A 12,491-nucleotide genomic window follows, 5' to 3' on the forward strand; every position below is an offset into this window, starting at 1 on the left:
TTCTCCCTTCGCCTCAGCGGTTCCAGTGCTCGGCGAGCAGCTCGTAGGACCGCACCCGGTCGGCGTGGTCGTGGGTGATGGTCGTGATGACGAGCTCGTCCGCGCCGGTCGCGTCCTGCAGCTGCCGCAGCCGGGCGGTGACCGTGGCGGGCGAGCCGGCGAACTGGGTGTCGACGCGGTCGGCGACCAGTGCGCGGTCTTCGTCCGTCCACTCGTGGGCGGCGGCTTCTTCGGGCGTGGGGAAGGGGATCGCACCTTCGGCGCGGCGGATGCTGCGCACCCACAAGCCGTAGCCGGAGGCCAGTTTCCGGGCGGTGGCGTCGTCTTCGGCGACGACGACGTCGGCCGACACGGCGACGTGGGGCTTCGGGAGCGCGTCCGACGGCTGGAACGCCGCCCGGTAGGCGTCGACGGCTTCGAGCACGCTGGAGGGGCTGACGTGGTAGTTCGCGGCGAACCGCAGGGAGTTGCGCCCGGCCACGGACGCGCTCTGCCCGCCGCTGCTGCCGAGGATCCAGATCTGCGGCCGGGTGCCTTCGCCGGGTACGGCGTGGGCTTCGACGTCGTCGGCGGAGCGGTAGGTGCCGCGGAGCAGGGCGAGGATGTCGTCGACCTGCTCGCCGTAGTCGGGGGATTCGGCGCCGGGTTGCTGCAGCAGCCCGAAGGTGACGCCGATCCGGGCCGACCGGGCCAGGCCGCTGAAGTCGGGTTTCGGTGGGATGAGCAGGCCGTTCGCGGCTTGGGCCGGTGCGGTGGGCCGGGCGGCCGCGGCAGCGTATTCACGGACGAGCTGTTTGCAGCTGCGGCCGAGCCCGAGGTCCAGCCGTCCGGGGTGCAGCGCCTCGATGAGGCCGAACTCTTCGACGGTGGCCAGCGGGGTGCGGTGGGCGAGCTGGACGCCGGCGGACCCGAGGCGGATGCGTTCGGTGGCGCCGGCGACGAGGGCGATGAGGATCGGCGGGGACGCGCCGGCGACGCCGGGGTTGAGGTGGTGTTCGGCGAACCAGTAGCGGTGGTAGCCGAAGCGTTCGGCCTGCTGCGCGAGATCGACGGTGTTGCGGACGGCGTCGGTGACGGTGGCGCCGGAGCTGATCGGGACGAGGTCGAGTACGGACAAGGGGACTTCGGGCATGAGCGGTCCTTTCAGGCGGGCCACCCGGCTCGACGGTGACCTTGTCCTCGCGCCACAGCCGCCGGAACAGCTCGTAGCCTCCCGGGCTCGGTACTCCACAGCTAGCCCGAGCCGAGGCCGCACCGCACTCGTGTTCACGATGTGGGCGCGGTCGTCTACGAGACGGTGTCCTCGTGGAGGGTGAGGTAGACGGCGCGGACCGCGAGGGTGCGTTCGATCTCGTCGATGAGAGGGGCGAAGAACTGCTTGCGATGCTCGGTGTCGCTCATCGACGTGACGGCGAAGTACATGCTGCCGAACCCGGCGAGCAGGGTGGCGTTGCGCAGCAGGGCGACCGGGACGCCGGGCAGCAGCGGCGAGATCGCCGGCGTCGTGCCGATCCACTGTTCGGCCGCGGCGGGGGTCACGATGATCACGCCGAGGAGGACGAAGAAGGCGAACAGGGCGAGGCCGATGACCGCGGCCTGGACGAGCTGGCGGGTCGCGAGCATCAGCAGCAGGTTGCGTTTCTGGCGGCCGTTGAGGCTGACCGCCCGGACCGGGCCGTCGAGGGTGACCGCGCTCAGCGGCGTGCCGGCGCAGGCGGCGGTCAGCATGGGCGGGCTGAAGTCCTGTTCGACGCGGCCGATCTCCTCCCGTAGGCGGGCGGCCGCGGCGAGCACGGTGACGGCGCCGAACAGGGCGACGACCAGGGCGAGGCGCCACCAGTCGAGCTGGTTCATCAGCTGCCAGAGCTCCCCGGTGAAGAAGAGGAACAGGGTGACGAACAGCAGGACCGGCAGCGCCCGGCCGAGGACCTGGACGCTGTTGCGGAGGTCGGTGATCGCCTGCCGGATGGCTTGGCGCAGGAGGGTGCCGAAGCCGTAGGTGGTGGCGAGGTAGGTGGCCGCGAAGACGGCGGCGAAGAACACGAGAAAGGCGAGAACGCCCAGCGCGCGGGCGCCCGGGAGGGTGATGGCGCCGTCGAAGGCGAGCTGCAGCAGCGGGACGGCGACCGGCATGGCGGCGTAGGCGGCGAGGATGGCGATGGTCGAGCCGCGGGAGAAGCGGGGGAGGCGCCGGACGAACAACGAGATCGTCACCCAGGCGGCGACGGTCACCGCGACGACGACGCCGAGCAGGACCCACCGGCCCGAGCCGGCGGTCTTGAGCGGGACGAGCCAGGCGAGGCTGGCGAGCATGACGAAGGCGAGGGCGGGCAGCATCCGGGGCAGGATGTGTTCGGTGAAGCTGTACCCGGCGATCATCGTCGGGGTTCCGCGCCGGAGGAACCAGCGTTCGGTCCGCTGGGTCCGAGCCCGAGGTGACGATGTCGGCATGGACAGATGATCCCCGGCGGCGCCAGGCCGCCTCCGGGCAGGCCGGTCATCGATCGGCCATCGCGGGTACGCCGAAGGAGATTGGGGGACGGTCCACAAAGGAAGCCGTGAGTGATGATCATCACTCAGACGGCGGCCGGCCGAAGACGGGACGGACTGAAACCCTTGTGGACACGAGGTTGGTGGCGTTGTGCTGTCCACTTAGGAAGGTCATCCGCGGCGGCGGTCGAACTGCCGGATCCGGTCCTGGCGGCCGGCATGGGACGGGATCGATCGGGACGAGTCCGGTGCGGGGGAGCGGGGTCCGGAGCCCATCGCCATCTGACGACTGAAGCCCTGCCCCTCCGGGGAGGGACAGGGCTTCTGACCTGCAAGTTCAGGTGGTGCGCGATACTGGGATTGAACCAGTGACCTCTTCCGTGTCAGGGAAGTGTGGCGGCTGGATCGACCAGGTGAAGCGCGTTGTTGTGCAGGTCGTGCGTCTAGTTCCTTCTCGAAGGGAAGGCTTCGGCGTCGTTTGGTGCAGGTCGCCGTCGCCGAACGATCGCCAGCAAGTTCGGCGCCGCTAGCGGATTGCATGCTAGTAACCCATCGATCAGATGTCCGGCGCGCTGGCAGTGGCTTGGTTGCGTTAACCGGAGAGTTCTTAGCTGGACTCCGCACTCGAGGCACCGAGACCAGGCCGCACGGCTTGAGACTCGCTGCGTTCCGGAGTTATTGGAGCAGCCAAGTTGGCGATAACGAATTAGTAACTGTATGTTGCTTTCGTGAGGCTAACAGCGCATGGAGAGATTGCATCCGTGTGGGCTCTACTGTCTGATTGATCGTCTGTGGAGCAGACAGTCATGATCGCCTCCGGCGACCCGGTCAGCCCTCAGCCGGGATCGGGTCCTGCGTACTTGAGGAGGCGCAATCCCTCAAGGCGTACCGCTTCCGGGTAGATCGCACGGTAGATCCCGCAGTTGGGAGAGCGCAGGTCGAAGCGACCGGTGGCGCGGAACGTAGCTACCGAGCAGCCGCCCGAGCACCAGTTTTTCCACGTGCAGTCTCGGCAGCCTGGTTTCTCGTCCACGAGGAGGTTCTTGATCTTGCGCTCCGGATCGCGGACAGCCAGGACCGGATCCGTTTTACGGATGTCTCCCGCGGCGTCGTCGAGTTCCATGTGGCACTGGGCGATCCGGCCGCGCTGGTCGATCACCACGTAGTCGTCGCCGACCCCGCAGGACTGCTTTCTTGGCCGCAGGAGCTGGCCGCGATCGAGGATCGACCCCAACACGCTCCACCGAGGGAGCGTCCGCTCGATCTCGGCGAACGCAGTGCGCAATCCATCCAGGAGGGCGTGCTCCTCGTACTGGAGGTCCGTGAATGCAGCGGCGCAGTCGTTGTCGCGAAAGAAGTTGAAGCTGAAGGTCAGGTCGCGATCAAGGCTGAACCGGACAACTTCGGCGACAGCATCGACGTTGCGGCTCGTGATCGTGATCGACAGGTGTGGGGTCACACCCTCGCCGCACAGCTTGGCGATCGTCTGGAGTACTCGCGCCGAAGACGGCTTCCCTGTCAGGGTGGGCCGCTGCGCGTCGTGGGCCTCAGCGATCCCGTCCAGGGAGATCATCACGCGGATGTCCAGTCGCTTCAGCTCCTGCGCCAGCCGCCGAGAAATTGCGACGCCGTTGCTCAACAGCACCGCGCTGAGCTTCAGGCCGGCAGTGGCGCACTGTTCGGCGGCGTACTCGTGGAGTTCCAGCAAGACGCTGGCGTTCAGGCTCGCTTCGCCACCGGCGTACTTAAGACGAAGTGCCGAGAAGCCGTTCTTGGCCGCCGACCTGACCAGGGCGTCGACGGAGTCGCGCGCTGTGGCGGAGTCCATGGACTCACTCGACTTGTGCACGTAACAGTATGGGCAGCGGAGGTTACATTTGTTCGTGACGTGCAGCCATGCCGTCAATTCTCGACTTTTGGTGAATTCCTGCCGTGGTGGAGCGCCTGCAGGGTGTAATATGTCATGCGCCAGTAGTTTCCGGACCACAGTGTCTGATCCCGCGAGGTCGGCCGTATTGGCCGACGCGTGCTGTTGAGTGAAGTGATCGAAAACGGCACGTCCCTCGGTATTCAGCACCACGACACCGCCGTTCCCGGCCGGGCTGAACAGAGCGACGTGCTCGATGTCGATCGCAAGTTCCAGTACGCCTGCCGTCCGGACCAGCGGTCGCCCATCTGGTTCCGGTTCCGAATCGACGCGGTCCGATTCGCCGCCGGAGGGCGGGCACGCGCAGTCCTCGCAGCTGCGGACCAGCAGCTCCTGGGCACCGTCGATGTCCGATGCGGACAGTGCGAGTGCCCGGTGGGCAGTGGAATTCATGGGCGTGAGCCTCCCACGGCGGCAGTCGTCCGGGCGCACCCGGGTCAGTAAAGCTGCTCCAGTCGAGCCAGTAACGACGTGGATCTACTGCTCGTTTCCGGCGACGTCCACCGTTCTCTTAGCCGGGTGTACCACTCCGATTGCACATCCGGCGTCAACTTGGCGAACAACTGGTGGAATCGTTCGAATTCGGCGGCTATCGCCGCCGCCCCGTGGGACCCGATACGGGCGCCAGCGAGGATCAGGAAACCCCTGGAATAGTGGTCGAGAGCATTGTCGAGCAATGATTCCGACCCGTCCGCAGTCAGCGAGTCGTGCAGTTCGAGGTGGCCTTGAAGCAGTTGCCAGCGGGCTTCGAGATCGTCGAACTGGTAGTCTCGGATGGCCTGGGCGACGTCCTCGACGCGTGCGTGGATGAGCCTGCGGTATCTGTCCTCGCCGGTTTCGCACCAGGCACGATAGGTCAGTTCGAGGTATTCGATCAAGCTGGCAGACAGGAACCAGCCGTCGGCCAGCCGCCGGGCCTCGGCGATCGCGTGGTCGAGGTGGCGCAGCCCCGCGTCCGGGTCGTCTTCGCCGAAGATCCGGCCTGCCCGGTTGAGCGCGGACGGGTACCAGCGGACGCCGTAGTCACGGCAGATGTCGAGCGCGCTGCAGATCAACCGCCGTGCGTCCGCCATCGGCTTCTCGACCAGGTTCAAGCCTTCCTCGTGGGCCTGCATCAGGCAAATGGCCTCTTCCTGGTGGACAAGCCCGAGCCACGAACCGCTGTGCAGCTCGATGAAGAGTCCTTCGGCCTGCCGATACTGGTCCCAGGCCCGGCTGAACTTTCGCTCGTACCGGTAGACCTCCGCCGAGACACTCAGCGACACCGCGATGGCATGCTTGGTCCCCAGTTTCCGCCGTACGGCCAGCGCGGGCTCCACCAAGTTCCTGGCCTCGTCGTAGCTGCCCTGCAGCGCCTTGAGGTAGGCCCAGTTGGCCTGGATGGACGCCAGTTCCTCCCGGTCTCGGTCGGTTGCGCCGGGCCCGGCGCGCTTGACGATCACCTCGTAGGCATCGCGGTAGTACTGATCGGCTTCCTGCCACTTGCCGAGGTTGCGGCAGTAGAACCCCAGTTCCTTATAGCTCTGGGCCCGCAGGTGTTCCCGTTGCGGCGACGGGAGTCCGCCGGCGTACGCCAGTGCTTCGTCGAAGTACTCCTGCGCCCGCTCGACCTTGCCGGGGATGCCCAGCCAGGCGTTGCCCCGCTCGTTGGCGAGCCGGTACTTCAACGGGGTGTCCGCCTCGGCCTCGGGCAGTCGACTCAGCAACGCGAGCGCGGCCTCGGGCTGCGAGGCCTGCCGCAGGAACCGGGCGACATCCAGGCCGATCCCGAGGTAGCGCTGCGGCTGGCCGACGAGCCAGGCGCGAAACCGGTCGACGACCACCCCGATGGCGTCCTCCAACGGCGGTTGCGGTGTCGCCGGTGGGAGGAACCGCTCAAGCTCGTGGCAGGCGAGCTCCTGGAAGTGTACGTCGTCCCGCTTGGAGGCGGCGCCGAACTCGGTCGTGAACCGGGCGGTCCCTGCTTCGAAGTCGGTCAGCAGCCGGTAGTACAACCCGGCCGCGCGCAGCTGGTCCAGCTCCCGTTTCCGGACGTCCAGCCGCGCCACCTTCTCGAACAGGACGCGCGCGCTAGCCGCGGGCTCCTTGAACACCTGCGTCTGCGCCTCGATGACTTCGGAGTATTCCGCGTCGCAGAGGCTTTCGTAACTCGACGCGGCCGTTTTCCACTGATGCCGGCGCCAGCTCTCGTCTTGGTCGTGTAACGGGATCAGGCGGTGCGCGAGCTCTTCGGCGAGCGCATCATGCAGCGTGATATACCGCTCGTTCGCCCGCGGCCGGATCCACGGGCGGGCCAGCAGCTGCTGCCATGCGTTGGACCAGCCTCCGGCGTTGGGCGGCAGCTCGCGGTCGGCCATGAGCGCCCGCCAGAGCTGTTCGTCGATGCTGTGTCGGACTACCGACAGCCGCTTGATCGCTTCAGGCCAGAACTCGCTGCTGCGGTACGGGGTGACCAGGCGGCGCCGGAACGCTTCCCGCAGCTTGCCTCTCACCTGGTCGTCCCCGGCCATCTCAGGAGGGGGGTCGAAATGTTGCAGGTAGTCGACGGCGAGTGCGAGCCACAGGGGGTGCCCGCCGGTCAGCGCGACCAGCCGGCTTTTCTGGCCTCGGCTCAAGGAATCCGCGAGGATGCTGCGATCGAGGAAGGTGAGCGCGTCGGCTTCGTCGAAGCCGGCCAGGGTGATCTCGGCCGTCTCGAGTGCGCCGGGAGGGACCGCGAGCTGGTCGCGGATCGGGTCATGCGTCTCCCAACCCCACGCCGGGCGGCCGGACAGCACGAACAGCGTGCCCGGCAGTGCTTTCATCCACTGGGCTAGGGTGACCAGCAGGAACGTGCTACGCATGGTTTCCACGGTGTCCAGCGTGATGACGACGATCTGCCCCGACGAAGCGATGTAGTCCCCGTAACCTTGGCTGAACAGTTCGTTGCTGCGGCGGTGGTGGCTGGCCATCGCGGCTTTGCCGACCTGCTGGACCGACAACCCTGGCAGCCGGGTCGTGTGGTCCAGGAAGTCCGCGAAGTACCGCTGCTGCGGGTCGAGGCTCGCCACAATTGTGCGTTGGAGCCCCGCCAGTAGCCAGTACTGCGAATCGTCGATGTCGATCGGCCGGATCCAGCGCACCGCAGGATCGACGCCGTCGCGCGCGGCGAGCGCGCGCACCATCCGCGTTTTGCCCACCCCGCCCGGTCCGTAGAGTAGGACTGCGCGGCTGCGGCTGCTTGTGCGCACCAACCGGACCTGCTCGAGAACCTCGTTCTCCTCCCACCGCCGGACGTAGAACGTGCCGAAATCCGGGTCCATCAGGAACCTCCGGTGATCGTGTCGGCGATCGCGTTGAGAACCCGTTCGAAGAGTCCGTCGAACGGCATGACCAGCATTTCGAATTCAGCGTCGGCCCGCAGCCGTTCGGTGACGTAGTCGCGGTACTCGGACGGCTCGAGAATCTCAGGTCGTCGGAATTCTTCGACCAGTTTCACGGCGGTCCGGGGAAGCTCGTCTCGCACCGTGTCCGCGCTGGCGTGGATCAGCTTCGCGGTCTCGTGCCAGAGGCTCTCGACCAGGATTGCGCCCTGCTCGGCCCCAGCGCCTCGAACTGACCACTTCGCGTAGAACTCCCGCGCCTGCGTGTGACTGCGATGGCGGGATTCGGCGTCCGGGTAGTAGTAGTGGTAAAGCAATCGCCTGATCGGCCGGTGCAGCACCTGCCACGGTTCTTGCACTTGGCGGTTCTGCAGCGCGGTCTGGCCCATCGCTTGCCAGAGGTCGACCTGGGTCCAGCTCGCGGCCTCGAGCTGCTGCTGGAACCTGACATCGTTTTCGATATGATACCGCAGATGTGACTGGGTCAGCAGGCGGTACCGGACGGCGACCTTGAGCGCGGCCTCGAGCACCACCCGGCGTTTTGGTTCATCGCCAGCGAAGGGCAGCAGGCTCTCCGTGGCCAGCAGGTCGTCCTTGATGTAGGGGCGGGCGACCTGGTCGAAGACCGCCGGTGTTGCGGCTTCGCAGTCCTCGATGGCCAGGAAAGCGTCACCTTCCGCCCAGCGCAGGCCTTGGGCCAGCACCGCAGGTAGCCCCTCGCTGAGCCGGCAGAGCCCGTCCGCCCACCGGTCGAGGTCGTCCGAATTCAGGCCGCTCGCCAGCTCGTGCACGGCGAGGCGGACCACCTCTTCGGTGAACTCCGCGAGGGGAAGCTGTTCCAGGGGGATCGCGCCGCGCTCGCCCACCCCCTTCCAGCCTTCCTTTCGCCGGCTCGCGACGATTAGGCTCATCCGCGTCCCCCCGCCGCTGCGGCGTTTTACCAAGCGGTAAATGGCCGTCAGCGCGGAACGAAGCTTGACCGTGGTGGCTTCGTCGAGTAGGTCGGCGCTGTCAAGCAGATACAGCTGCGCGCAGTCGCGTTTGACCAGCGCTGCGGCCGCGGTCACGCAGGCGCTGTGGTCGAAGGTGGCCGATGGGGGGTCGGGGATGTCGAGTAGTTGGCAGAGGAGCTTGACCCAGTCGTGGCGGTCTCCGATCGGTAGGGAGCGCAGGTCGACGAGCTGGGTCCGACATTGCGGCTCCATCGTGTCGCGGCGTCGCAGAACCTCCTGCAGGAACCAGGTCTTGCCCAGTTTCGGCGGAGACACGATCAGCCAGAGATCGGGCGTGCCGACGGTGGTTATTGCGTTGATGAGCCGGCTCAGCTCGTTCTCCCGGTTCCGGAAGACCGTCCAGGGCGTCAAACCGGTACCGGGCGCAGGCGCACCATTCTTATCGAAGCCCAGCGCCGATAGCACTTTGGTGATCTTTTCCGAAGTTTGCGGCTCGAGCAGGTTGAGCCAGGCGGAACTGCGAAGGAAACCAGTTCCGGTCCTTGAGGTTTGCCGGACCTGGATGACGTAGACGAATTGCCTTTTCAGTTCGATCTGGCGGTGGTAGGCCGTGTGTCGTTCCAGCTTGCACCATTCCGACAGTGCGGCTTCTGGGGAGATCAGAGCGACGAAGTAGTCAGCTCGTTCCAGCTCCGCTTGGGTGTCCTTGACGAACTGCTTACCGGGGTGATCGCCGTAGTTATAGACCTCTGCGCCTCGTTGCGTCATGGCCTCGGTAAGGCGATCCGCGATCTCCCTGTCGGCTTGGGTGAAACTGAGGAAGATTCGCGTCATCGGCCAACCTCGACGTACGTGGTACCGGTCGACTCGGAGTCGTTTCCCCCTGGCCTGGCCACCTTGCCTCCGTCCGCCGACAGGTTCCAGTCGATCCACGAGTAGGTCGTCGCCAGTCTCGCTCCTGTTACGCGGTCCCGCGCAGTATACGTTCTTGTGACCACCGTCGACTCGGATCCACTCGGTCGGCCGCTCACTGACGGCGATTCGGTGATCTTTCGTGCGCTTTCGCGATCCTACTGTTGCGCTGGCCGGGCGGCGCTGCCCAGCTTCGCCATCCAGCCTTCGTTTTGGATCGAGATGACTCGCTCTGCTTCGGCCACGAATCTGTCGTCGGAGGTGCGGTTGGTCCTTCGCTCCGCTAGCAGGCGTTCAAGTTCGTCCGCCGTTCTGGTGAATTCGACCTGCTGATAAGCGTACCGCGCGGCGCTGGCGTGCGCGGTGATCGCCGTCGTGACCGTGGTCAGCACTCCGACCCAAGCCGCGGCCAAGATACCCGGGAATGCGGCGGCAAGTGACGCGAGTATGGCTGCTGCGGCAGCGAGGCCCGTCTCGCAGCGCTGGGCGAGGCGAACGCGTGCGGCCATCAGCAGTGACTTCGGGCGGTAGTAGTCGTCTAACTGACCACGCACTCGCACGGTGGTGTAGGTTTCTACGTCGCGGACGGGCGGCAGATCCCGGGGCGTCGGTACCACTCCGGTGGTGTGGCGTAGAAGATCTCCGGCCAGAGCGGACGTCTCGGTGAGTTCGCGCAGGGCAGCCTCGTCACGATCTGGCCCGCGGAATGCGCCGGCACCCGCGAGGTAGGTGTAGACGTCTGACTTCAAGGATTCCGAAACTGACCGCGCCCGAGTCCAGTCGCGGACGATGCCGGAAGCGGTGCCGCGTGCAGCGACCGCTGCCAGCGCCAGTGCCACGGCGGCCACCGCGGCGCAAACCCGCGCCGCAGACTGCGTTAGGCTTGCCGACGCCGCGCCGAATACGGCACCGGCGACGGTCAGGACGAGTACGAGAACGCGGGCTCGGGAGATCCGGATCTTTAGCCGATTCGCGGCTTGTGACCAGACGCTCTGCCGGTCCCATAGCAGCGCGATCGCTTCGGACGTCATGGCGTCATCTTTTCGCGACGGCTTGTTCATCGAGTCACGGAACGGCAACGGTTTCGAACGTGCTCGCAACGGCCTTCGATCATCAAGGCGCGTGCTCTGCCGCTGTTGAGTCGTGAGGTGAACTGTGTTGCTAGTTCGCCGCCTCGACCGACGCTGGGAGGCGATGTCGGTGTCGCCGACCAGGACTAGTACTGCAACGGCAGTTAGTGGTGTTGTGGTAGATCATCGTTGTGGTGGTCGATGTGGTGATGGGGCAGCTGGACTGGGTGCATGAGCGGATCGCGGGCCGGTTCACGCGGTCGGAGCCGCGTGCGAGGGCGCGGGAGTACATGTCCGGGCTGGTCGCAGGGTTGGAGCGGAAGAACGGTTGGACGCTGGCCGAGCAGGCCGGTGAGGTGTCCCCGGACGGTATGCAGCGGCTCCTGCGCTGGGCGGACTGGGACATCGACGGTGTCCGCGACGACGTGGTCGAGCATCTCGGTGAGCCGGGTGGGGTGCTGATCGTGGACGACACCGGGTTCCTGAAGAAGGGCATCCGCTCGGCCGGTGTGCAGCGGCAGTATTCGGGAACCGCCGGGCGGATCGAGAACTGCCAGATCGGGACGTTCCTGGCCTATGCCTCGGCTGGCGGGCATGCGCTGATCGATCGGGAGCTGTATCTGCCCGAGCCGTGGATCGCCGACCCGGATCGGTGCCGGCGGGCGGGGATTCCGGAGGGCACCGAGTTCGAGACGAAGCCGCGCCAGGCCATGGCGATGCTGGCGCGGGCGTTCGCCGCGAAAGTGCCGTTCGCGTGGGTGACCGCCGATGAAGCGTATGGGCAGGTCAAGTCTTTGCGGTTGTGGCTGGAAGCCCACGATGCCGCGCACGTACTGGTGACCAAGGTCAACGACACCTTGGTCACCACCGGCGGCCGCGAGGCCCGCGCCGACGAGCTGATCGCGGACCTGCCGGCCCGGTCGTGGCGGCGGCTCTCGGTCGGTGCCGGAGCACATGGGCCGCGGGAGTATGACTGGGCGCGGGTGCCGATCCAGATCGGCTGGTAGGCCGGGCGGGGTCACTGGGTGCTTGCCCGCCGCTCGATCACCGATCCGACGGAGATCGCCTACTACGTCTGCTACGGACCCCGCCGCGCGACGCTACTGGACCTGGCCTGGACCGCCGGCAGTCGGTGGCGGATTGAGGAGTGCTTTCAGCAGGCCAAGAACGAGGCCGGGTTGGATCAGTATCAGGTCCGGTCGCGGCGGGCGTGGTATGCCCACATCACCCTGTCGATGCTCGCCCACGCCTGGCTCGCTGTCTCCCGATCCCTTGTCGTAAAAGGGGAACTGGCGCCGCCGAGGCGGGCATGATCGGATTCACGCTACCGGAGATCCGGCGCCTGCTCACCAAACTCGTCCTGCGTGTCGCCGACGCCGCCGACCACATCTGGGCCTGGTCCCGCTGGCGCCGCCGACGACAACACCAAGCCCGCCTCGGCCACTACAAACGACGCGGGTACTCTCACTCACTTAACTGCCGTTGCAGTACTAGGCCCGGGTCCGTCGCACGTAGTTGTCAAGCCGCATCGAGATCTTGCTCCTGATGGCCCTATTACAACCAGCGATCTGCCGATGCCACCAGGTCCGGTGACACGTGCCTCGGATCAAGCTTTTGACTTGGGCATCAGTCACGTCAGGCCCGGCGACCACAACTCATTGATCAAGAGCTACTAAATGTAGCGTGAGCTTGCCCCTTTTGGGCGGACAGGGTTGGTGAGTGAGGTCAGGCTATTGCAGGTGCGTTAGCCAGCTGAGCTGCTGTTTGGTAGGCAAGT

The 12,491-nt window shown here is 66.3% G+C and carries 6 protein-coding genes and 1 pseudogene; 1 reads left to right on the forward strand and 6 read right to left on the reverse strand.

Translation table 11 applies throughout. The features are described 5' to 3' along the window. Nucleotides 1–13: 13 nt before the first annotated feature. The 6 genes from ACERZO_RS20995 to ACERZO_RS21020 form a co-directional block, all read right to left on the reverse strand. Nucleotides 14–1,132: an MsnO8 family LLM class oxidoreductase gene (locus ACERZO_RS20995; protein WP_372666406.1), complete on the reverse strand. Its 1,119-nt coding sequence runs from the start codon at nucleotides 1,130–1,132 to the stop codon at nucleotides 14–16. 155 nt (nucleotides 1,133–1,287) lie between these two features. Beyond that, nucleotides 1,288–2,451 (reverse strand): hypothetical protein, encoded by a 1,164-nt coding sequence (locus ACERZO_RS21000; protein ID WP_372666407.1) that lies wholly within the window; start codon nucleotides 2,449–2,451, stop codon nucleotides 1,288–1,290. 874 nt (nucleotides 2,452–3,325) lie between these two features. Further along, on the reverse strand, nucleotides 3,326–4,810 hold the full coding sequence (locus tag ACERZO_RS21005) for a radical SAM protein (RefSeq protein WP_372666408.1): 1,485 nt from the start codon (nucleotides 4,808–4,810) through the stop codon (nucleotides 3,326–3,328). A gap of 44 nt (nucleotides 4,811–4,854) precedes the next feature. Beyond that, nucleotides 4,855–7,719 carry an ATP-binding protein gene (locus tag ACERZO_RS21010; protein WP_372666409.1) on the reverse strand — a complete coding sequence of 955 codons (2,865 nt, stop codon included), beginning with the start codon at nucleotides 7,717–7,719 and terminating at the stop codon, nucleotides 4,855–4,857. Next, the gene (locus ACERZO_RS21015) at nucleotides 7,719–9,566 is read right to left on the reverse strand and encodes a toll/interleukin-1 receptor domain-containing protein (RefSeq protein WP_372666410.1); all 1,848 of its coding nucleotides are present in this window, start codon (nucleotides 9,564–9,566) and stop codon (nucleotides 7,719–7,721) included. Before ACERZO_RS21015 ends, ACERZO_RS21010 begins: the two co-directional genes overlap by 1 nt. 236 nt (nucleotides 9,567–9,802) lie before the next feature. Then, nucleotides 9,803–10,705 carry a DUF4231 domain-containing protein gene (locus tag ACERZO_RS21020; protein ID WP_372666411.1) on the reverse strand — a complete coding sequence of 301 codons (903 nt, stop codon included), beginning with the start codon at nucleotides 10,703–10,705 and terminating at the stop codon, nucleotides 9,803–9,805. Nucleotides 10,706–10,905: 200 nt separating this feature from the next. On the opposite strand from ACERZO_RS21020, the pseudogene ACERZO_RS21025 reads away from it, so the two are divergent. Then, a pseudogene (locus ACERZO_RS21025) lies at nucleotides 10,906–12,027 on the forward strand (IS701 family transposase). The last annotated feature ends 464 nt before the right edge of the window (nucleotides 12,028–12,491 follow it).

This window comes from Amycolatopsis kentuckyensis (genome assembly GCF_041679295.1).
GTDB classification, from domain to species: Bacteria; Actinomycetota; Actinomycetes; order Mycobacteriales; family Pseudonocardiaceae; genus Amycolatopsis; species Amycolatopsis kentuckyensis_A.